Annotated in this window: 24 protein-coding genes; 11 read left to right on the forward strand and 13 right to left on the reverse strand. The window is 67.3% G+C overall.

Annotated features, from left to right (window positions below; genetic code table 11):
• Positions 1-196: 196 nt before the first annotated feature.
• From ABD024_RS04370 to cdd, 3 genes are all read right to left on the reverse strand, one after another.
• Positions 197-1,111: a 5'-3' exonuclease gene (locus ABD024_RS04370; RefSeq protein ID WP_343854492.1), complete on the reverse strand. Its 915-nt coding sequence runs from the start codon at positions 1,109-1,111 to the stop codon at positions 197-199.
• Positions 1,099-1,668 (reverse strand): nitroreductase family protein, encoded by a 570-nt coding sequence (locus ABD024_RS04375; protein WP_343850082.1) that lies wholly within the window; start codon positions 1,666-1,668, stop codon positions 1,099-1,101. Before ABD024_RS04375 ends, ABD024_RS04370 begins: the two co-directional genes overlap by 13 nt.
• 62 nt (positions 1,669-1,730) lie before the next feature.
• The gene (cdd, locus tag ABD024_RS04380; RefSeq protein WP_343850084.1) at positions 1,731-2,147 is read right to left on the reverse strand and encodes a cytidine deaminase; all 417 of its coding nucleotides are present in this window, start codon (positions 2,145-2,147) and stop codon (positions 1,731-1,733) included.
• A gap of 135 nt (positions 2,148-2,282) precedes the next feature.
• On the opposite strand from cdd, the gene ABD024_RS04385 reads away from it, so the two are divergent.
• Positions 2,283-3,386, forward strand: a complete 1,104-nt coding sequence (locus tag ABD024_RS04385) for an NAD(P) transhydrogenase subunit alpha (RefSeq protein WP_343850086.1) — start codon at positions 2,283-2,285, stop codon at positions 3,384-3,386.
• A gap of 159 nt (positions 3,387-3,545) precedes the next feature.
• On the opposite strand, the gene ABD024_RS04390 is transcribed toward ABD024_RS04385, so the two are convergent.
• Genes ABD024_RS04390 through ABD024_RS04400 form a run of 3 tightly spaced genes read right to left on the reverse strand, consistent with a single transcriptional unit; the run spans position 3,546 to position 5,062 of the window.
• Entirely contained in the window at positions 3,546-4,097 is a 552-nt protein-coding gene (locus ABD024_RS04390; RefSeq protein WP_343850088.1) for a DUF3106 domain-containing protein, read from the reverse strand.
• A gap of 3 nt (positions 4,098-4,100) precedes the next feature.
• Positions 4,101-4,481 carry a hypothetical protein gene (locus ABD024_RS04395; RefSeq protein WP_343850090.1) on the reverse strand — a complete coding sequence of 127 codons (381 nt, stop codon included), beginning with the start codon at positions 4,479-4,481 and terminating at the stop codon, positions 4,101-4,103.
• The gene (locus ABD024_RS04400; protein ID WP_343850092.1) at positions 4,478-5,062 is read right to left on the reverse strand and encodes an RNA polymerase sigma factor; all 585 of its coding nucleotides are present in this window, start codon (positions 5,060-5,062) and stop codon (positions 4,478-4,480) included. Before ABD024_RS04400 ends, ABD024_RS04395 begins: the two co-directional genes overlap by 4 nt.
• 150 nt (positions 5,063-5,212) lie before the next feature.
• Here ABD024_RS04400 and ABD024_RS04405 point away from each other — a divergent pair, with 150 nt between their 5' ends.
• The gene (locus ABD024_RS04405; RefSeq protein ID WP_343850094.1) at positions 5,213-5,518 is read left to right on the forward strand and encodes an NAD(P) transhydrogenase subunit alpha part 2; all 306 of its coding nucleotides are present in this window, start codon (positions 5,213-5,215) and stop codon (positions 5,516-5,518) included.
• A complete protein-coding gene (locus tag ABD024_RS04410) occupies positions 5,518-6,975 on the forward strand; it encodes an NAD(P)(+) transhydrogenase (Re/Si-specific) subunit beta (RefSeq protein WP_343850096.1) in 1,458 nt (485 codons plus the stop codon). Before ABD024_RS04405 ends, ABD024_RS04410 begins: the two co-directional genes overlap by 1 nt.
• 16 nt (positions 6,976-6,991) lie before the next feature.
• Here the strand turns inward: ABD024_RS04410 and ABD024_RS04415 are convergent, their stop codons facing one another.
• Positions 6,992-7,420, reverse strand: coding sequence for a hypothetical protein (locus ABD024_RS04415; RefSeq protein ID WP_343850098.1), 429 nt, complete (start codon positions 7,418-7,420; stop codon positions 6,992-6,994).
• A gap of 203 nt (positions 7,421-7,623) precedes the next feature.
• On the opposite strand from ABD024_RS04415, the gene sufT reads away from it, so the two are divergent.
• The gene (gene sufT, locus ABD024_RS04420; RefSeq protein WP_343850100.1) at positions 7,624-8,181 is read left to right on the forward strand and encodes a putative Fe-S cluster assembly protein SufT; all 558 of its coding nucleotides are present in this window, start codon (positions 7,624-7,626) and stop codon (positions 8,179-8,181) included.
• Positions 8,182-8,810: 629 nt separating this feature from the next.
• Positions 8,811-10,955 (forward strand): M4 family metallopeptidase, encoded by a 2,145-nt coding sequence (locus ABD024_RS04425; protein ID WP_343850102.1) that lies wholly within the window; start codon positions 8,811-8,813, stop codon positions 10,953-10,955.
• Positions 10,956-11,057: 102 nt separating this feature from the next.
• Here ABD024_RS04425 and ABD024_RS04430 read toward each other — a convergent pair whose 3' ends face one another.
• Positions 11,058-11,549, reverse strand: coding sequence for an asparaginase domain-containing protein (locus tag ABD024_RS04430; protein WP_343850103.1), 492 nt, complete (start codon positions 11,547-11,549; stop codon positions 11,058-11,060).
• Positions 11,550-11,689: 140 nt separating this feature from the next.
• A complete protein-coding gene (locus tag ABD024_RS04435) occupies positions 11,690-13,333 on the reverse strand; it encodes an acyl-CoA dehydrogenase family protein (protein ID WP_343850104.1) in 1,644 nt (547 codons plus the stop codon).
• A gap of 101 nt (positions 13,334-13,434) precedes the next feature.
• Between ABD024_RS04435 and ABD024_RS04440 the strand changes: the two genes are divergently transcribed.
• The 3 genes from ABD024_RS04440 (at position 13,435) to ABD024_RS04450 (ending at position 15,676) form a co-directional block, all read left to right on the forward strand.
• Positions 13,435-14,220, forward strand: coding sequence for an acyl-CoA thioesterase (locus ABD024_RS04440; protein WP_343850106.1), 786 nt, complete (start codon positions 13,435-13,437; stop codon positions 14,218-14,220).
• A gap of 223 nt (positions 14,221-14,443) precedes the next feature.
• On the forward strand, positions 14,444-14,971 hold the full coding sequence (locus tag ABD024_RS04445) for a hypothetical protein (RefSeq protein ID WP_343850108.1): 528 nt from the start codon (positions 14,444-14,446) through the stop codon (positions 14,969-14,971).
• A gap of 291 nt (positions 14,972-15,262) precedes the next feature.
• Positions 15,263-15,676 carry a hypothetical protein gene (locus ABD024_RS04450; RefSeq protein ID WP_343850110.1) on the forward strand — a complete coding sequence of 138 codons (414 nt, stop codon included), beginning with the start codon at positions 15,263-15,265 and terminating at the stop codon, positions 15,674-15,676.
• 54 nt (positions 15,677-15,730) lie between these two features.
• Here the strand turns inward: ABD024_RS04450 and ABD024_RS04455 are convergent, their stop codons facing one another.
• Together ABD024_RS04455 and wrbA are read right to left on the reverse strand one after the other, a co-directional pair.
• On the reverse strand, positions 15,731-16,108 hold the full coding sequence (locus tag ABD024_RS04455; protein ID WP_343850112.1) for a DUF2069 domain-containing protein: 378 nt from the start codon (positions 16,106-16,108) through the stop codon (positions 15,731-15,733).
• A complete protein-coding gene (gene wrbA, locus ABD024_RS04460; RefSeq protein WP_343850114.1) occupies positions 16,105-16,707 on the reverse strand; it encodes an NAD(P)H:quinone oxidoreductase in 603 nt (200 codons plus the stop codon). Before wrbA ends, ABD024_RS04455 begins: the two co-directional genes overlap by 4 nt.
• 106 nt (positions 16,708-16,813) lie before the next feature.
• Between wrbA and ABD024_RS04465 the strand changes: the two genes are divergently transcribed.
• From ABD024_RS04465 to ABD024_RS04475, 3 genes are read left to right on the forward strand one after another with little or no spacing between them, the layout of a single operon-like run.
• Positions 16,814-18,091, forward strand: a complete 1,278-nt coding sequence (locus ABD024_RS04465; protein ID WP_343850116.1) for a YihY family inner membrane protein — start codon at positions 16,814-16,816, stop codon at positions 18,089-18,091.
• A complete protein-coding gene (locus tag ABD024_RS04470) occupies positions 18,088-18,573 on the forward strand; it encodes a TlpA family protein disulfide reductase (protein ID WP_343850118.1) in 486 nt (161 codons plus the stop codon). The genes ABD024_RS04465 and ABD024_RS04470 overlap by 4 nt, the downstream gene beginning before the upstream one ends.
• Entirely contained in the window at positions 18,573-18,839 is a 267-nt protein-coding gene (locus tag ABD024_RS04475; protein ID WP_343850120.1) for an acylphosphatase, read from the forward strand. The genes ABD024_RS04470 and ABD024_RS04475 overlap by 1 nt, the downstream gene beginning before the upstream one ends.
• Here ABD024_RS04475 and ppk2 read toward each other — a convergent pair.
• Positions 18,836-19,600, reverse strand: a complete 765-nt coding sequence (gene ppk2 / locus ABD024_RS04480) for a polyphosphate kinase 2 (protein WP_343850121.1) — start codon at positions 19,598-19,600, stop codon at positions 18,836-18,838. The genes ABD024_RS04475 and ppk2 overlap by 4 nt on opposite strands.
• A 192-nt stretch (positions 19,601-19,792) precedes the next feature.
• Complete coding sequence (gene prfA / locus ABD024_RS04485; protein WP_343850122.1) at positions 19,793-20,872, reverse strand: peptide chain release factor 1; 1,080 nt, start codon at positions 20,870-20,872, stop codon at positions 19,793-19,795.
• Positions 20,873-20,904: the final 32 nt, after the last annotated feature.

Below are 20,904 nucleotides of genomic sequence, written 5' to 3' on the forward strand. Positions count from 1 at the left end.
GGGCCGCCGTTTTTTTGTACCTCCCTGCAAGGCAAGGGAGGTGAAGCTGCCCCTCACGATTCCCTTCCGTTCGTCCTGAGCTTGTCGAAGGATGGGCGGAAGGGCGCGGCAGGCTGGTATCCCGCGAGCGCCCTTCGACAGGCTCAGGGCGAACGGGACTATGACTTCAGCGCGAACGAGGTGTGGGCAAGCTTGGTCAGCGCAGCAGGGCGCGCAGGCGGCTGCGGGTGAAGGCGCCGAGGCGGAGTTGTTCGCACAGGGTTTCGAGCTGGTCGGTCTGGCGGGGGCGGCGTAGCAAGGCGTCGATGGTGCTGGCGCCGGGGGCGTCGAGGGCGATGCGGGTGAGGCGGCGGTAGAGTCGCGCCTGTTCGGCGTGTTCGCGCAGTCTGGCGGCGCAGGCCACGGCGCCGCGCAGGCGCAGGAAGGCGACTTCGTCGATGCGGTCGAGCAGGGTGTCGAGGCTGCCGAAGTGGCTGAGCAGGGCGGCGGCGGTCTTGGCGCCGACACCGGGTACGCCGGGGATGTTGTCCACGCTGTCGCCGCACAGGGCCAGGTAGTCGGCGACCTGGTGCGGGTGCACGCCGAGTTTTTCGTGCACGCCGGCGGGCCCCCAGCGCAGGCCGCGGGCGTAGTCCCACTGCTCGTCGTGCTCGCCCAGCAGCTGGCCGAAGTCCTTGTCGGCGGAGACGATCACGCTGTGCCAGCCTTGCGCGCGCAGGTTCCACACCGTGCTGCCGATCAGGTCGTCGGCCTCGAAGCTGTGGTCGATCATCAGGTGCACGCCGAGCGCTTCGGTGATCGCGCGACACTGCACGAACTGCCGTTCCAGGTCGGGTGGCGGCAGCTCGCGGTTGGCCTTGTATGGGGGGTAGATCGCGTTGCGGAACGAGCTGGTCAGCGAGGCGTCGAACGCCACCGCGATGTGTTCGGGCTGCACGCGTTCGAGCAGTTCGCACAGGAAACGTGTGTAGCCGTGCACCGCGTTGACCGGGTGGCCGTCGGCGTCGAAGAACTCGTTCGGCATCGAGTGCCAGGCGCGGAAAACATACATGCTGCCGTCGACCAGATGGACGGCTGGACGTCCGTTCACTGGCGTGTTCACGGCGCCCAGGTGCTCAGCAGGTCGGCCAGCGCCGGGCGGTCGCGGTCAGGCACCTCGATCTGCGGCGTGCCGAGGTGGACGAAGCTGACCACGTGTTCGTGTTCCGCCAGGCCGAGGATGCCCGCCACTTCGCGGTCGTAGGCGGCCCAGCCGGTCAGCCATTGCCCGCCGTAGCCCAGCGCGTAGGCGCCGAGCAGGAGGTTGTAGGCCACGTTGCCGGCGCACAGCTTCTGTTCGATCTCCGGCACCTTGCTGTCGGCATGCAGGCGGGCGACCACGGCGATCACCAGCGGCGCGAAGGTGTAGCGCGTGCGCTCCTTCTCCAGCTTGGCGTCGGACATTTCCGGATGGCTGCGGGCCGCGATCGTCGCCAGCCGCTCGCCGAACGCCAGCTTCGCCTCGCCCTGCAGGCGAATCAGCCGGAACGGCACCAGCTTGCCGTGGTCGGGCACGCGGATCGCCGCCTCCAGCAGTTCATGCAAGGTCGCCTCGTCCGGCGCCGGCTCGCCGAGCTGGCGCGAGGGGACGGAATGGCGTTGCTGGAGCAGGGACAGGGCAGCGGGCATGGAGCGGTTCTTTCGATGGAGGGATGCCCATGCTAGCGGGCGAGTCGATGACACGCGAACCGTCACGCCGATAGCGGCAGCTTGAACGAGCCGGGCAGCAGGGCGCTCACCGTGGTCTGCTGGGTGTCGCCGTGCAGGTTCGCCAGCAGCACCGGCATGGCGTCGTCGCACAGTTCGGACATCACCTGGCGGCAGGCGCCGCAGGGGCTGACCGGGTTGTCGGTGTCGGCGATCACCGCCAGCGCGGCGAAGTCGCCGGGCCGGCAGCCGGCGGCGACGGCGTTGAACAGGGCGGTCCGTTCGGCGCAGTTGCACAGGCCGTAGGAGGCGTTTTCCACGTTGCAGCCGCTGAAGCGGCGGCCGTCGCGGGTCAGCAGCGCGGCGCCGACCAGGAAGTTCGAATACGGCGCATAGGCCTGTTCGCGCGCGGCGCGTGCCAGGGCCAGCAGGTCGTCGAAAGCATCGGAAATGGCGGGCATCGGGATCTCCTGCGATGGCCCCGGCGCGGCGTAGGCCGCGTGTGCCGGCGGGCCAGCTTACTCTTTTGCGCCGGGCCGGATCAAAGCCCGCGAGTGCCGCTAAGATGACCGGACCAATGTCGAGGGGACTGCACCATGCCGATCACCGTAGCCGCTTTGCGCGAGACTGCCGCCGGGGAGCGGCGCGTGGCGATCACGCCCGAGATGGCGAAGAAGCTGCGCGGCAAGGGCCTGCGCGTGCTGCTGGAACATGATGCGGGGCGTGCCGCCGGTTTTCCCGACAGCAGCTACGCCGAGGCCGAGTTTGCCGATGCGGCCGGGGTGCTGGCGCAGGCCGACGTACTGGCCTGCGTGCTGCCGCCGGATGACGCGGTATTTGCCGGTTTGCGCGCAGGCAGCGTGGTGGTCGGCCAGTTGCGTCCCTACGGCGCAGCCGAACGCATCGCCGCGCTGACCGCGCACAAGCTCACCGCGTTCTCGCTGGAGCTGTTGCCGCGCACCACCCGCGCCCAGGCGATGGACGTGCTGAGCTCGCAGGCGGCGGTGGCCGGTTACCGCGCCATGCTGATCGCGGCCGAGGCTTCGCCGAAGTTCTTCCCGATGCTGACCACCGCCGCCGGCACGATCCGGCCGTCGAAGGTGCTGGTAATCGGCGCTGGCGTGGCCGGCCTGCAGGCGATCGCCACCGCGCGCCGGCTCGGCGCGCAGATCGAGGGTTACGACGTGCGCCCGGAAACGCGCGAGCAAGTCGAGTCGTTGGGCGCGAAGTTTCTCGACCTCGGCGTCAGCGCGGCCGGCAGCGGCGGCTACGCGCGCGAGTTGTCGGCGGAGGAGCGCGCCGCGCAGCAGCAGGCGCTGGCCGATCACCTGAAATCGTTCGACGTGGTGGTCAGCACTGCCGCGGTGCCGGGGCGGCCGGCGCCGAAGATCCTCAGCGCGGCGATGGTCGCGGGCATGAAGCCGGGCGCGCTGATCGTCGACCTGGCCGCCGAGAGCGGCGGCAACTGCGAACTGACCCGGCCGGGCGAGCGGGTCGAGCATGGCGGCGTGGTGATCCTGGGGCCGCTGAACCTGCCGGCCGGCGCGCCGCTGCATGCGTCGGAGATGTATGCGCGCAACGTGTTCAACTTCGTCGAGCTGCTGGTGCGCGATGGCGAATTGAAGCCGGATTTCGACGACGAGCTGGTGGCGAAGAGCTGCCTGAGCCACGCCGGCGAGACGCGCTTCACCGCGTCGTAGAGCGGCGCCGGAATTCTTGTAGAAGCCCGCTTGCGGGCGATGCTTTGGCTTTTGCCAATCCCGAATCCCAAATCCCGGCCTTCAAGGCATCGCCCGCGAGCGGGCTCCTACAGGTTCGGGAAGGCTAAGCGCCCCGTACAAGGCGGGGCGTTTGGTCGATCAGGGTTGACCGGGGCTGCCTGGTGGTGGTGGCGGACGGTCGTGGCCGCGGCGCTCGTCCCAGTGCAGGCGTTCGGCGGGCGGCAGCGCGTGCCATTCGCGGATCAGCTGCTCGCGTTGTGCCGGCGGCAGTTGCTGGAAGCGCTCGAAGGTGGCGTGCAGCTGTTCGCGCTGCTGCGGCGAAAGCTCGTTGAATTTTCGCCGGTTCTCGCGCGCCTGTCGACGTTCGTCCGGCGTCATCTGCTGCCAGCGGGCAATGTGCTGGCGGACTTCCTCGCGCCTTTCCGGCGACAGCGTGACCCAGTGCTCGGCCCGCTGCAGCATGCGCGACTGCTTGCGCGGCGACATGCTGTCCCAGGTTTTCTGCAGCGGCGCCAGTACGTCGCGCTGGGCCGGGTCGAGGCTGCTCCACGGGCGCGGCGGCGGTGACGGCATGTCGCCATGGGACGCCGGTGGCGGCGGTGCGTCCTGCGCGTGCAGCGATGTCACGGCAACGCTGCCGAGCAGGGCGGCCAGCAGCAGGGGCAGGATCGGGCGAAGGATTTTGATCATGGCTCAGCGGGTTGCCGTGCGGCTGTTGGTGGAAGCCAGCCAGCCGTAGAAGTCGAGGTTCTGGTAAAGGTTCGGATCGGTCTTGTCGGCATCCGGCGGCAGCTCGTTGTCCAGCTCGTCGGCGGGGCTGGCGGCGTGCATCGCGCTGGTGGCGTGGTGCTGCGGCAACGGCTGCCACATCATCATCGCGGCCAGCGCGATCGCGGCGAAGGCGCCGGAGGGGATCAGCCAGCGGACGGCGCGGTGCGTGGGCGCCTGGGCTGTCTCCAGTGCCTGCCGTCGGGCCGCACGCAGGCGTCCGGCGGTGGCCGGGTCGATGCGCTGGGCAGCCTCGCGCCAAAGTTCACGGGCGCGCTGTTCGAAATGTTCGTCGGGCGAAGTCATCGCCAGTCCTCCAGTTGGTCGCGCAGATGGTGCATCGCGCGCGACAGATGGGTTTTCACGCTGCCTTCGGAGCAGCCCATGGCGCGGGCAGTTTCCGCCACGTCCAGTCCTTCCAGCATGCGCAGCATGAAGGCCTCGCGCTGGCGTGTCGGCAGCTGTCTGACCGCGGCAGCCATGTCCGCGTACGACTGCACGTCGTGCAGGCGGCCCAGCGGATCCTGGCCGGGATCGGCCGGCTCCCATGCGGGCAGTTCGTCGCCGTCGTCGTCGCGGCCACCGCCGAGCCAGCCCACCACGATCGAACGCACCTTGCGGCGGCGCTGCAGGTCGACCACGCGCCGGCGCAGGATGCCCCAGAACAGCGGCGCCCACTCCGCGGCGGGTTTGTCGCGGTAGTGCCTGACCAGCCGCAGCATGGCGTCCTGCACGGCGTCCATGGCGTCCTCGCGGTGGCGCAGCTGCAGCTCGGCCATGCGGAACGCGCGCCGCTCGACCTGCGCCAGGAACGCATCCAGCGTGGCGGGCGTTTCGCGGGCGTCGCTCAGCAGGTCCGTGGCGAGCGTGCCGGCTACGCTGTTCATGGACTCGTCGGCCGCGGCGTCGGGTGCAGCATCCTCGGACTCCCTCGGTGGGTTCCCGGTATTCAACGCGGCAGGCTCGCACGGGTTGACGCGCACCCGTATGATGCGAACTCGACGTCCTGACGGGCGGCACTCACGGGGGATGGGGTCATGATCGACGGTTTCCTGGCGCTGTACATCTTCATGCTGGCCGCATTTACCGGCTATGAAATCATCGCGCGGGTGCCGGTGATCCTGCACACGCCGCTGATGTCCGGCTCCAACTTCGTGCACGGCATTGTGCTGGTTGGCGCGATGATCGCACTAGGCCACGCGCAGACGCCATTCGAGATGACGATCGGCTTCGTCGGCGTGCTGCTGGGCGCGGGCAACGCCGCCGGCGGCTACGTGGTGACCGAGCGGATGCTGGAGATGTTCAAGTCCAGCAAGCCGGACACCGGCAAGGGAGCCAAGTGATGGCCTGGTTGCCGGTGTTGATCAAGGCCTGTTATTTCCTCGCCGCGCTGCTGTTCATCCTGGGTCTCAAACGCATGAGTTCGCCGCGCACCGCGCGCGGCGGCATCGTCTGGGCCGGCTTCGGTATGCTGCTGGCGGTGCTGGCCACGTTCTTCCTGCCGGACATGCACAACCGCGGGCTGATCGTCGCCGCGGTGCTGATCGGCGTGGCCGCCGCCTGGTGGAGCGGCCGCCGCGTGGCGATGACCGCGATGCCGCAGATGGTGGCGCTGTACAACGGCATGGGCGGCGGCGCGGCGGCGGCGATTGGCGCGGTCGAGCTGATCGGCTACGCGCGCGGACTGGGTCTGCTGCATGCGGTGCCGGATACCTCGCCGCTGCGGCCGGAAGCCTGGGCGGTGAACGGCCTGCCGCCCGCGCTGTCGCCGACCGAACTGGCGCTGGGCGTGCTCGGCGCGTTGATCGGCGCGGTGAGTTTCTCCGGCTCGCTGATTGCGTTCGCCAAGCTGCAGGGCTGGCTGGACAAGCGCTTCGTGTTTTCCGGCCAGCGCGTGGTCAACCTGCTGCTGCTGGCAGCGGCGGTGGTCGTGGGCGTGCTGCTGGCGACGAGTCACGCCAGCATGCCGTTGATCGCACTGTTCTTCGCGCTGGCGCTGCTGTTCGGCCTGATGATGACGCTGCCGATCGGCGGCGCCGACATGCCGGTGGTGATCTCGCTGTACAACGCGTTCACCGGCCTGGCGGTGGCGTTCGAGGGCTTTGTACTGGGCAACGAGGCGATGATCATCGCCGGCACCGTGGTCGGTGCGGCAGGTACGTTGCTGACTCAATTGATGGCCAAGGCGATGAACCGCTCGATCGGCAACGTGCTGTTCGGCAGCTTCGGCGCCGCCGGCGGCGAGGCACAGGCGATCGAGGGCGCGCAGAAGCCGGTCGACGCGGCCGACGCGGCGGTGATGATGGCCTACGCCGAGCGCGTGGTGATCGTGCCCGGCTACGGCCTGGCAGTGGCGCAGGCGCAGCACAAGGTGTGGGAGTTTGCCCAGCTGCTGATCAAGCGCGGGGTGAAGGTGAAGTTCGCGATTCATCCGGTGGCCGGCCGCATGCCCGGGCACATGAACGTGCTGCTGGCCGAGGCCGGCGTGCCGTACGACCTGATCGCCGACATGGACGACATCAACCCGGAGTTTCCGGCCACCGACGTGGCGCTGGTGATCGGCGCGAACGACGTGGTGAACCCGCTGGCGAAGACTGATCCGGCCTCGCCGATCTATGGCATGCCGATCCTCGACGTGGGCAACGCGAAACACGTGATCGTGATCAAGCGCGGCAAGGGCACCGGTTTTGCCGGCATCGAGAACGCGCTGTTCTACGCCGACAACACGCGCATGCTGTACGGCGACGGCCAGGCGGCGGTGGGCGAGCTGGTGACGTCGCTGAAGGAGATCGACGCCTGATCGGCGCCGGGTCGCCTCAACGCCGGCGCGGCTTGCGCCAGGCCAGCCACGCTGCCAGCAGCATGCCCAGCGCGGCGTAGCCGAGATCCGCCGGCGACAGCGCCATCCGCGCCAGATGCCACAGCATGCCGAGGCCGGCGGTGCGCATCGCCTCGATCAGGCCCATGCCCATGTTGCCGGCGATCAGCACGCCGGCAATCAGCATGTTGACGTAGAACGCAGCCAGCAAGGTGGCGCCTGCCGCCAGCAGCGCCGCGCTGGTACCGGCCGGGCGCACGCCGGCGCGAATGGCCCAGGCCAGCAGCGCGCCGATGGGCAACGCCAGCCACGGCAGCGGGTGCCGTAGATACAGCGCCATCACCATCCATACGGCGCCGGCGGCCAGTCCCAGCATGGCGGCGCTGAACAGCACGAACACCAGCAGCGATACGGTGCGCACGCTCATCGGCGACGACACGTCAGGAGGGCTGGGCGCATGCGTTTTTCCGTCGGATAAAGCGGCCATCATAACGTGTCGCCGGCGGGCGTCCCTTGAGTTCCGATGATTCCGGCCTGATCTGGGACAAGCGGTCGCGCGCGACGGGCGGCATAATAGACAACCAGGGTTCGACGCATGGCCGTGCCCGCAGATACAGGATTGGCGTTGGCATGAGTGGTTTCAGTCTGAGCAGCGAACCCTTCACCCTGGTGCGTGATTGCAGCGCCGTGATGGTGCCGCAAGGCGACGTGGTGACCCTGCCGGCCGGACAGATCGGCTATATCACCCAGGCGCTGGGCGGCAGCTTTACCGTCTACGTGGAAGGCAACCTGTTCCGCATCGCCGGCGACGACGCCGACGCACTGGGCAAGGAACGGCCGGTGCCGATCGAGGTGCCGGCGGACGCCACCAACGCGGACGTGGAAAAACTGGCGTGGGACCAGTTGCGCACCGTGTTCGATCCCGAGATCCCGGTGAACGTGGTCGAGCTGGGGCTGGTCTACGACCTCAGCCTGGAGCAGACCGAATCCGGCGAGCGCAAGGTCTACGTGAAGCTCACCCTGACCGCGCCCGGTTGCGGCATGGGCGACATCCTGGTCGACGACGCACGCACCAAGCTGGAGATGATCCCCACGGTGGTCGAGGCGGATGTGGACCTGGTGTTCGACCCGCCGTGGACCCATTCGATGATGTCCGACGCGGCGAAACTCGAAACCGGCATGCTCTGAGCCTGACGAGCGCCGAAGTTCAGCCGCCGCTACCGTTCGCCCTGAGCGTAGGCGCGCAGCGCCGGAGTCGAAGGGCATCGCCAGCACGGCGCTTCGGCTTCCTCGCTCCTCAGAGCCACGGCCATCCATGGCCGTTCCCCGCGTGCGCTTGCTGACGCAAGCTACGCCTGTCCTGAGCCTGTCGAAGGGCTCAGCACGAACGGCAGCGGGCGGCTGAACTTCGGCGCTCATCAGGTGCTCTGAACCGCCGTCGTACCGGCGTGCGCCGGCATGACTTTCGCGAAAGCTGTCGGTGGCGCCGCAGAACCCGCGTCCTGTGACTGCTGTCACCTCGCGTAGGAAAAAGTCAGATTGTTGCGGCGGTTCGCAAGGAATAACGTAATCGGATTCGTCATCGGGGAGGTTGACGGATGATCCTTTGGCGGCGTGATCGCCGTCTTGCAGTTACGCGTCCACGCGCTGCCCATGCAATGGAATGCCAGGGGGGAGCAGCCGATCCGGACGTAGTTTGGGATCGCTAGACAGCACACGAAAAAAAGGGGCCGTGCCGCGCACGGCAATTCTTGCATGGGGTCTACGTGGCCGCATCGGGCCCGTTTGTCCCGAAAAATAGTGTCTAGGAGTTTTCAATGCCCAATCATTACCGTCTGAAACTGCTGGTTGCCGCGATTGGCATGGCTACTGCGTCCGTAGCCACCGCTGCCAACACGAAGACCTTGCACGCACAGAATCTCGGTGCGGTGCCGGCCAGTTCGCTGGCTGCCCAACTGAACCTTGGCCAGAACATGTCGCTGGCGCCGCGCAGTGCGGTGGCCATCCCCGGCGGGCACAAGGTCGTGCGTCAGCAGCAGATGTTCCGCGGCGTACCGGTTTACGGTCGCAGCATTGCCGTGGTGCAGGATGCCAATGGCAACGCACTGCGTGCTTCCGGTGAACTGATGCAGGACGCCCAGCTCGGTCTGGCCTCGGTCGCGCCGAAGCTGGATGCTGCCCGTGCCATCTCGGCGCTGCAGGCGCACGCGCACACCACCCTGATCGGTGGCGCCGCCGTCAGCAACCCGATGACCGACCTGTTCGTGTACCCGCAAGACAACGGCGCGGCACGCCTGGTCTACCGCGTGTCCTACTTCGTCGGCGGCGCGAATCCGTCGCGCCCGACCGCGATCGTCGACGCCAACACCGGCGAGGTGATCAAGAGCTGGAACGGCCTGACCGATGCCTCCGCCACCGGCCCCGGCGGCAACACCAAGACCGGCAAGTACCTCTACGGCACCGACTACGCGGCGCTCGACGTGACCCAGTCCGGCAGCACCTGCACGCTGGTCAACACCAACGTCAAGACCTACAACCTCAACCACGGCACCAGCGGTGGTTCGGTGGTCAGCTTCACCTGCCCGAACAGCGACACCGACGCCACCAATGGTGCGTATTCGCCGGTCAACGACGCGCACCATTTCGGTGGCGTGGTGCACGACATGTACACCGCCTACACCGGCGCACCGCCGCTGAGCATCCAGCTGGTGATGAAGGTGCATTACAAGTCGAACTACGAGAACGCGTTCTGGGACGGCAGCGCGATGTACTTCGGCGACGGTGCCAGCACGTTCTACCCGCTGGTGTCGCTGGACGTGACCAGCCACGAGATCAGCCACGGCTATACCGAACAGAACTCGGGCCTGGAGTACAGCGGCCAGTCCGGCGGCATGAACGAGGCGTATTCGGACATCGCCGGCGAAGCGGCCGAGTTCTACGATCGCGGTGCGGCGGATTTCCTGGTCGGGCGCGATATCGTCAAGACCAGCGCCGGCATCGGCGACGCGCTGCGCTACATGTGCAACCCGCCGCAGGATGGCGGCTCGATCGACAACGCGGCGAACTACACCTCCAGCCTCGACGTACATTATTCGAGCGGCGTGTACAACAAGGCGTTCTGCCTGCTGGCCAAGACCTCGGGCTGGGACGTGAAGAAGGCGTTCCAGGCGTTCGCGCTCGCCAACAAGTCGTACTGGACGACCACCGCCACCTTCAACTCCGGCGCCTGCGGCGTGGAGTCGGCGGCGACCGACCTGGGCTACAACGCGAACGACGTGATCGCCGCCTTCACCGGCGTGGGCGTGAGCTGCGCGGGCGGCGGCGGTGGCGGCACCACCACCGAGCTGCAGAACAACGTGGGCGTCACCGGCGCGGCCGCGGCCACGGGCGGCGACAACGACTACTTCATCACCGTGCCGGCCGGCGCCAGCAACCTGGTGATGTCGATCTCCGGCGGTACCGGCGATGCCGACCTGTACACCAAGGCCGGCAGCGCGCCGACCACCAGCAGCTACGACTGCCGCCCGTACAAGGCCGGCAATGCGGAAAGCTGCACGGTGGCCGCGCCGGTCGCCGGCAAGTACTACCTCAAGGTGCACGCTTATGCGGCGTATTCCGGCGTCACGGTCAAGGCGTCGTACAGCACCGGCGGCGGTGGCAGCGGCGGCCTGCAGGATGGCGTGCCGGTGACCGGCCTGGCCGGCGCGAAGAGCCAGGAGCTGAGCTACACGGTGACGGTGCCGTCGGGCAGCAATCTGGCCATCGCGATCTCCGGCGGCACCGGCGATGCGGACCTGTACGTGAAGAAGGGTTCCGCCCCGACCACCAGCAGCTACGACTGCCGTCCGTACAAGGCCGGCAATGCGGAAACCTGCTCATTCAGTGCGGCTTCGGGCACCTACTACATCAAGGTGCGCGGCTATACGTCGTTCTCAGGCGTGTCGCTGGTAGCCAACTGGTAAGCCCCCTGACGGGTCAGGGATGACCCGCCGTTTTTCCCAAGGAGCAGTGGCTGCAACGCGGGCCCGGTCGGATCGACCGGGCCCGTTTTTCATGCGTGAAAGTCAGCCGGCGACTTCCTCGAAACGGTTGGCGTCGCGGTTCTTGCGCACCTTGGCCGGGTCCCACACGCGGCCGTTCATGGTGATGTAGACGCCGTCGGGCAGGGTCTGCACCGCGGCCACCGCGCAGCCGATGTTGAACACCGCGTCGGAGCCCTGGAAGCGCGCCGGGTTCAGCGCGCCGGTCAGCACGATCACCTTGCCCTTGATGCTGGCCAGCTCGCGCGCGGTCTCGACCATGGTGTCGGTGCCGTGGGTGACCAGCACGTGGCGGTGCGGCTGCGCCTCGATCGTCGAGCGCACCAGCGCGCGGTCCTCGGCGCCCATGTGCAGGCTGTCCTTGCGCAGGATCGGGATCACGTCGAACTGGAACGCCACGCCGAGCTGGCCGAGGATCTCGCCGATCTGCGGCGCACCGATCTTGTAGTCCGACTTGTCATCGAAGTAGATCTTGTCGATGGTGCCGCCGGTGGTGACGATGGTCAGGTGCTGCATGTCGGTGGGCCGTGGAGGGGGTTCCGGCATTTTAGCCCGTGCCGACACATGCGTGCCCGTAGGAGTCCGCTTGCGGGCGATGCTCTTCCGATGTGTGACAAAAGCATCGCCCGCAAGCGGGCTCCTACGCCAAGAGCCGTTTACCCCAGCAGCAGGGCGGTGTTGTCCGCGTCCGGCGCGATCAGCCGGTCGAGGCCCAGCGCGACGAAGCGCTGCCGCGCCGCGGCCGGGCGTCGGTCGCCGTGGCGATCCGACCAGGTGGCCTGGCGTGCCAGCAGCGCCGCCGCGGCGCAGCGCGCCAGGGTGAAGGCGAGACCGCGCGCGCCGGCTTCCAGCGTGTCGCGCGCGGCCGCATGCTGGTCGAGCCAGCGCGCAGCGGCGTCCAGTGTCTGCCGGATCGCACTGGCCGCATGCATGTCGTCGTTGCCGTCCAGCCAGCTCGCGCAGGCCGTGCGCAAGGCGCCGAGGCTGTCGCCGGCCAGCGCGCGCAGGCTGTCCAGCGACAGCACGTTGGTGGTGCCTTCCCAGATCGCATACACCTGCGCGTCGCGCAGCAGCTGCGGCAGGCCGGTGTCTTCGATGTAGCCGGCGCCGCCGAAGCACTCCAGCGCCTCCGAGCACATCTGCACCGCCAGCTTGCCGGTCCACAGCTTGGCCAGCGGCGTGAGCAGGCGCAGCAACTCGGCCTCGTGCGGCGCCGCCGTGCCGTGTTCGACCCGGCCCAGCAGGTGCGCGACTTCGAACGCCAGCGCGAACGCACCTTCGAACTCGGCCTGCATGTCGGCCAGCGTCTGCGCGTGCAGCGGTTGCTCGATCAATGGACGGCCAAACGCGCGCCGGCGCTCGGCGAAGTCGCGCGCCAGGCTGAGCGCGCGCGCCATGCTGGCGACCGCGCAGATCGCGTTCCACGTGCGCGTGATGTTGAGCATCGGCGCCACCTGGCGCACGCCGTTGGCAAGCTCGCCCAGCGGCCAGGCGGGCAGGCCGTCCAGATGGATTTCCGCGGTGGGCAATTCCTGCGTGCCGAGCTTGTCCTTCAAGCGGTCGATCACCAGTTCGCGCTTGCGTCGCGGGCCGTCCATCGTCTCGACATAGAACAACGCCAGCGCCGCGGTGCCCGCGGCCGCCGCGCCTTCGGGCCGCGCCAGCGCCAGCGCCGCCTCGCCGACCACCGCCGAGCTGAACCACTTGCGCCCGTACAGCCGCCACTGGCCGCTGGCATCCTGCCGCGCGACGGTTTCGGTGTGGCCGACATCGGAACCGCCGGCGGTCTCGGTCATCCACTGGCCGCTGAGCCAGAACGTGGCCGGATCGCGGCTGAGGAAATGCGGCAACACGCGCTCGATCAGTTCGCGGTTGCCGGAGGCCTTGAGCGCGGTGGCGGCGCCATCGGTCATCGCCAGCGGGCAGGTGTAGAACTCGCTGGCGAGGTGATACAGGTAGACGCGGGCGAATTCCTCCAGCCGCCCGTGCGCGCTGTCGCCGTGACCGGCGGCCAGCACCGCATGCCGCGTCGTCATCGCCGCGCCTTCCTGCCACGCCGGGGTCAACTCGATACGGTCCACCCGCCGGCCCCACGCGTCCCATTGCGTCAGCACCGGCTTGCGCCGCGTCGTGGTGCATGCGCGCTGCCACGCCATCTGCGCGTAGTCGCCGAGCGCGTCGAGGTCGGCATTCAGCGCCGCGCGGCGCTCGGCCGGCAGCGCCCTATCGAGCAAGGCCCGCAGCGAGCGGTCGCTGCGATACGGGTGCGGCAGTTGCGGTGAATCCTGCAGGAAGGCCATGGCGCGCTCCATCCAGAGTCGAGGTGTCGAGTATAGGCATGCGCGCATTCGGCGCGTTGCGCTGGCATCATCGAAAGCCACTCCCAGCGCAGGCGCTACCCATGCGATTTTCCGAAGCGATGCAGACAGTCACGCGTCACGGCGACGGCTGGCAGGCCACGGTGAGCGAGGACTGGCTGCAGGGGCGCAGCGCCTTCGGTGGCCTGCAGGCGGCACTGGCCCTGCGCGCCATGCGTGAGCTGGTGCCGGCGGACATGCCGCTGCGCACCCTGCAGGTGACGTTCATCGCGCCGGTGCCGGCCGGCAGCGTGGCCATCCGCGCGCGGCTGCTGCGCGCAGGGCGCAGCGTCATCCAGGTCGAGGCCAGCCTGTGCGACGGCGAGCAGACGCTGTGCCGGCTGCTCGGCGTATTCGGCAGCGCACGCCCCTCGGTGCTGGACTTCCAGCCCGAACAACCGTCCGTCGTGGCGGCGGCGTCGCAGGAACTGCATTACGTCGAAGGCCGCATGCCCGCCTTCACCCAGCACTTTCGCGCCAACTGGCTGCGCGGCGACCTGCCATTCAGCGGCGGCCGCCAGCGCGACAGCGTGCTGCAGCTTTCCCTGCGCGACGACGGTCCGCCGGACGAAACCCATGTGCTCGCCTTCGCCGACTTCATCCCGCCGATCGCCCTGTCGATGTTCGCCGTGCCCACCCCCGGCAGCTCGCTCACCTGGATGCTCGAACTGCTGCGCGACCGCTACGACGACTTGGGCATGAACGACTGGCGCGTCGATGCGGAACTGATCGCCGCCCGCGACGGCTACACCAACCAGAGCGTGATGCTGTGGGGGCCACGTGGTGAGGCGGTAGCCTTGAGTCGGCAGAGTATGGTGGTGTTTGGGTGAGGCTGGTTGGGGTGTCTTGTGTACGTCGTTGCGTTGTAATCAGGCGCGCAGAAACACTGCGGATTAGATGGCGGGACCAGACTGCAGCAAGGTGATCAAGTCGTCGATTCATCTTGATTGCCGTTGCAGTGTCCGACGTAGTGGTACGGGATGGGTTGCGGGATTAGACTGAATTTTGAAATCTACATAGCGTTGGGCGGCAACCCACCACAAGGAGGACGTCATGGGAATCAGGCACGAGAATCTAGATGCTATTACGCGCGGTCACATGCTCGAGGAAATACAGATCGGTGACCATTACATGAGCCCAAGACTCACCGCAGAAGGACTCGCTGCTTGGCCCGGCCTCATGCAAGAAGCAGCGCAGCATCACAATGATGATTGGCTGGCGCAACAACTGATCAATCGCAATCTCCTTCGCAGCGAGGAGTCGTACACGCGTGACGGAGTCACAAGGACTCGGCGTATCAATCAGCCACACGCAGCGCAGCAACTGGGTGAGGGCGAGTTCAATCGGTACTACATTCGCGGCTTATGCCAAAGAGCCGAGCAAGAAGGTAAGAACGAGCTAGTGATCTATCGCGGCAAAGACGTAAACACTCCGCGTCCGGAATCTGAGGTAAAGATCGGGACAGGCGTTTCGACTCAAACGCTGTTAACTACGTTGAGAAGGAACGACTTTGTGACAATCGAAGATGCCATTGGCGTTCCGGGCGGCCCAAATTCTGGGCTTACTTGCAGGCTCCCGTAGGCCGAGCGGGCAATGCTCACTGCAATGCCGCCTAACAATTTGTTCAAGCCGAAGCCGCTTCGCGGCTCGGCTTAACTCAGGCGTTATGCACCACAGGGGAAAACTGCATGTCAAAGGATCAAAAGCCATCGAAGCCAGCTTCTAAGCCTGCTTCCAACCCCGCACCTTCACCTTCACCTTCGAACAGGGGAGTTGGTCAGCGCCCGACTTACACCGGAGACTCAGTGAAGGGAAGCGTAGTTCCAACTGGTAGCACTGGGCCTCGGGGGCCATCCAGCAAGAAGGGTTAGAGTGAAACTTTCACACGCTAGAGAGTCATATTACTCAAACTCCGGAACTGCAAGCGCGGTTGCGCGGCAGGCAGCCTTTGCTGGTATTGCTGTGATCTGGATTTTCAACACTCCCACAAAACACGTAACAATCGCCATACCTTCGCAGCTTCAGTTAGTTGCACTTTTTTTGGTCATTTGCCTTGCACTTGACCTTCTTCAATACGTGTTCGCCTCTATCGTGTGGGGCGCATTTTCCAGAATCCTCGAGCGCAAATACCCGCATCGTCTGAGCGAAGACCCCGAAATGGATGCATCTCCCTTTCTAAACTGGCCTTGTTTGGTGTGCTTTTGGGGCAAACTATTAGCCCTTGTGGCAGCTTACGCGTGCTTGGCGACATTTATCATCACGAAACTCGCAGCTGCTGGTCCATGAAGTAGCACCGAACGGGGCCAGGTTCACCTATCAATGGTCAGGTGTGATGCCGCGTCAATCGCGCGTTGCCGGCGAAGCCGGCGGCCGCCGCTTCACCCCGGCGCCCAGCGCTGCGATCAGCAGCACGGTCAGCACGATCTCCGCGATCGCCAGCCAGCGCTGGCCCGCCGAGCTCCATGCCTCGGATACGCCGTGGCTGAAGTAGAACAGGCTGAGGATGCCGACCCAGAGCAGGGCGCGGCGCACGTCGCGGATCGCCAGCAGCGGCAGCAACAGGGGCATTACGGTGATCGCCAGTACCAGCCAGGCCGGCAGGCTTTGCGGCGGCACCAGCCACGCATGCCAGGCGAGTTGCAGCACGACGAGCAAGGCCCAGGCGACCAGGCCGACGCGATAGACGGGCAGGATGGGGGCGCGCGTAGCGACCGTCATGGCGTATCCGCCAGGCGGCGGGCCACGTCGGCCAGGCGCCGGCCCAGCGCGCGGGCCAGTTCGCGTTCGTGATCGCTGATCGGGTTGTCGCCCTTGGCGCCGGCGACGTGGCTGGCGCCGTACGGGGTGCCGCCGCTTTGCGTGGCGGTCAGCGCCGGCTCGGTATACGGCACGCCGAGCAGCAGCATGCCGTGATGCAGCAGCGGCAGCGCCATCGAGAGCAGGGTGGATTCCTGGCCGCCGTGCATGGTGCTGGTGGAGGTGAACAGCGCCGCCGGCTTGCCGACCAGCGCGCCGCTGGCCCACTCGGCGCCGGTGGTGTCGAGGAAATATTTCAGCGGCGCGGCCATGTTGCCGAAGCGGGTGGGGCTGCCCATGGCGAGTGCGACGCAATCGAGCAGGTCCTGCTTCTGCACGTACGGTGCGCCGTCCTCGGGCTCCGGCGGCTGCGCGATTTCGGTCACCGGCGCCACCGGCGGCACCTGGCGCAGGCGCGCGCGCATGCCGGGCACTTCCTCGATGCCGCGGGCGAGCAGGCGCGCCAGCTGGGCGGTGTGGCCGCTGCGGCTGTAGTACAGGACCAGGATCTCGTGATTCATGTGGCGTCGACTCGTGCGTTTGAGGCATTCACAGCCAATACGCTAGTGTACCGGCCGGTACCCACGATGTTGGTGGTCCGCCCGGGCCGCCAGCGAAAGGACAACGATGATCCGGCGCTTCAACCGCGAACGCACGAAGAGCTTCAGCCGCTTCATCTGGCAGCGCTTCGTCGACGACAAGTGCTTCGAGACGGCGGGTGCGTTGTCGTACACCACCCTGGTCTCGCTGGTGCCGCTGACGGTGGCGGTGTTCGCGATGTTCTCGGCGTTCCCGGTGTTCCAGCCGGCGCGCGACACGCTGATCAATTTCGTGTTCAACAATTTCGTGCCGTCGACCGGCGAGGCGGTGCAGGCGACCATGCTGGGGTTTGCGGCGAATGCCAGCAAGCTCACCGGCATCAGCATCCTGGTGATGCTGTTCAGCGCGCTGGCGATGATGATCAGCATCGAGGACCGGCTGAACCGGATCTGGCGCGTGCACCAGCCGCGCAGCTGGGGTTCGCGATTGCTGCTGTACTGGGCGGCGCTGACGCTGGGGCCGATCCTGGTGGTCGGCGGCATCGCGGTGACCTCGTACGTGACCGCGGCGCCGCTGCTGCACAGCGCCGCCGACCAGCTCAGCGGGGTCACCCAGAGCCTGCTGGGCACGCTGCCGTTCCTGGTGACGTTCTTCACGCTGTGGCTGATGTATTCGGTGATCCCGAACTGCAAGGTGTCGCGCCGCGACGCGGCGATCGGCGCGCTGCTCGGCGCGGTGCTGTTCGAGATCGCGCGCTGGGGTTTCGGCCAGTTCGTGCAGCAGGCGCAGACCTACCAGCAGATCTACGGCGTGCTGGCGGCGATCCCGATCTTCCTGCTGTGGATCTACCTCGCGTGGGTGATCGTGATCCTGGCCGCGTCGATCGCCGCCTCGGCGTCCGCGTTCGAATACCACGCACCGATGCAGACGCTGCCCGAAGGCGCCGAGTTCCTCGGGCTGCTGGTGGTGCTGCGGCATTTCGTCGAGGCGCAGCGCAGCGGCGACTGCGTGGACCCGGCCGACCTGCGCGTGCGCGAGCCGTACCTGCGCAGCGCGCTGATCGCCGCCTACATCGACGACCTGCAGCAGGCCGAACTGATCCAGCGCGGCGAAGCCGGCGGCTGGCTGCTGTGCCGCAGCCTGGACAGCACCGACCTGCTGCGCGTGTACCGGCGTACCAGCTATCGTCTGCCGCTGCGGCCGGTGGAAGAGGCGCAGGCGCTGGGTATCGCGCTGCCGCCGGAGCTGCTGGCGATGCTGGCCGAACTGGCCGCGGCGCTGCAGGCGAAGCTGGGCGCCCGGCTCGACCAGATCTATCCCCCGACCGCCGACCCGGCGGCTGATACCGAGGAACTCCCCGCATGACCTTGTTCTCATCCTTCACCGCTCCGGTTGCCGCGCTGGCTGTGGCACTGGCGTTCGCTACCCCGGCGCACGCTGCGATGCCCGTGCAGCCCACGCTGAAAGTCACCACGCTGGACGGCAAGACGTTCGACCTGTCCGCGCAGCGCGGCAAGTGGGTGATCGTCAACTACTGGGCGACCTGGTGCGTGCCGTGCATCAAGGAGATGCCGGACATCTCGCGCTTCGTCGCCGCGCACACGAACGTGGTGGCGATCGGCCTGGCCTACGAGGACAGCGAACCGGCCGACATCAAGGCGTTCCTGGCCAAGCACCCGGTGGTGTACCCGATCGCCCAGGTCACCCTGGACCAGCCGCTGAAGGATTTCGACGAGCCGCGCGGCCTGCCCACCACCTACCTGATCAGCCCCGATGGCAAGGTGGCCAAACACATCGTGGGACCGGTGACCGAGGCGTCGCTGGAAGGCCTGATCGGAGGCAAGTGATGCCGACGGCGCGGTTCATCGTCAGCGGGCGGGTGCAGGGCGTGTGCTATCGCGCCAATGCCCGCGAGCAGGCGCTGGCTCTTGGCCTTGCCGGCCATGCGAAGAACCGGCGCGACGGCAGCGTCGAGGTGCTGGCCGGCGGCACGGCGCGGGCGCTCGAAGCGCTGGAGCGCTGGCTGTGGCGCGGACCACCCGCGGCCAGCGTCGAGACGGTCAGCCGCGAGGACTTGCCGGAGCAGGATCTGCACGGTTTCCACACCGGCTAGAACGTATCGGGCACCCACGATGCCTGTTCGGTAACGTGCTCGGTTTTCGGCTTGCCCTTGAGCTTCGGCAGTTTCACCGGAGGCACGGCTTCCTCGTGCAGCGGCAGCTGTTGCAGCAGGTGGCGGATCAGGTTGATCCGGCCGCGCTTCTGGTCGTTGAAATCGACCACGAACCACGGCGCATGGTCGGCATGCGTGCGCTCGATCATCACGTCGCGCAGCCGGCCCATCTCGGCGTACTTCTGCCGTGCGACCAGATCCACCGGCGAGAGCTTCCAGCGTTTCAGCGGATCGTCGGCACGCTCGGCGAAGCGCTGTTCCTGCTCGGCCTGATCCACCGCCAGCCAGTACTTGATGAGGATGATGCCGTCGTCGGCGAGCAGTTTCTCGAATGCCGGCACGGCGTCGAGGAAGGCCGCGTACTGGTCGCTGCTGCAGAAGCCCATCGCCGGTTCCACCACCGCGCGGTTGTACCAGCTGCGGTCGAACAGCACGAATTCGCCGGCGCCGGGCAGGTGGGCGACGTAGCGCTGGAAGTACCACTGGCTGGCTTCGACCTCGCCCGGTTTGGGCAGGGCCACGATGCGGTAGCCGCGGGTGTCCAGACTCTCGGTGATGGCCTTGATGGTGCCGCCCTTGCCGGCGGCATCGCGGCCTTCGAAGATCACCAGCAGCCGCTTGCCGCTGCTGCGCAGGCCGTGCTGCAGCCGGATCAGATCGAGCTGCAGTTCCTTCATCGCGTTGCGGTAGCGCTTGCCCATGTCGATCTCCAAACCTCCAGACCTCCAGCTCTCCAGCCCTCCAGCCTCGAAACCCCTCAACTCGTCATTCCGGCGAAGGCCGGAATCGCACTTGCGATGTGCGAAAGTCGAAGTGCGATTCCGGCCTGCGCCGGAATGACGACACGGGGGAGGGGTGGCTGCAGGGTAATCCAGCCTGCCGTGACGGTGTTGTCAGGCGGTGCCGAGCGCCTGCAGCAGGTCGGCCTGGTGTTCGCGGGTCAGCGTGTCGATCAGTTCGCCCAGGTCGCCCTGCATGATCTCGGGCAGACGGTACAGGGTGAGGTTGATGCGATGGTCGGTGATCCGGCCCTGCGGGTAGTTGTAGGTGCGGATGCGCTGGCTGCGATCGCCCGAACCCACCTGCAACCGGCGCGCCTCGGCCTGCACCGCATGCTGCTTGCTCTGTGCCTCGTCGAGCAGGCGCGCCTTCAGCAGGCTCATCGCGCGGGCGCGGTTCTTGTGCTGGCTGCGCTCTTCCTGGCACTCCACCACGGTGCCGGTGGGCAGGTGGGTGATGCGGATCGCCGAGTCGGTCTTGTTGACGTGCTGGCCGCCGGCACCGGAGGCGCGGAAGGTGTCGACCTTGAGGTCGGCCGGGTTGATCTCGACGTCGTCGATCTCGTCGAGTTCGGGCAGGATCGCCACGGTCGCCGCCGAAGTGTGGATGCGCCCCTGCGATTCGGTCTCCGGCACGCGCTGCACGCGATGCGTGCCGGATTCGAACTTCAGCCGCGAGTACGCGCCCTTGCCCTCGATGCGCGCCACGACCTCCTTGTAGCCGCCGTGTTCGCCGGCGTGCTCGCTGAGGATCTCGACGTGCCAGCGGCGGTTCTCGGCGTAGCGCAGGTACATGCGCAGCAGGTCGCCGGCGAAGATCGCCGCCTCGTCGCCGCCGGTGCCGGCGCGCACTTCGAGGTACAGGTTGGCCTCGTCGCGCGGGTCCTTCGGCAGCAGCAGGAGCTGCAGTTCGCCGTCGAGGTCGAGCAGGCGCTGCTCCAGCCGGCGCACGTCGTCGACCGCCATCTCGCGCAGCTCGGCGTCGTCCAGCATCGCGCGGGTTGCGGCCAGTTCGCGCTCGGCCTGGTCGTGCTCGCGCAGCGAGGCGGCGACCGGTTCGAGCTGGGCGTATTCCTGCGACAGCTCGCGGAAGCGCGTGTTGTCGGCGAGCACCTCCGGCTGAGACAGCAGCAGGCCGATTTCCTCATGGCGCTCGGCCAGTGCCTCGAGCTTGCGGCGGATCGATGGGGTCATGGGCGAGCAGTGAGTGACGAGGAGTGGGAACA

The sequence above is a fragment of the Rhodanobacter soli genome (assembly GCF_039523495.1).
GTDB lineage: Bacteria > Pseudomonadota > Gammaproteobacteria > Xanthomonadales > Rhodanobacteraceae > Rhodanobacter > Rhodanobacter soli.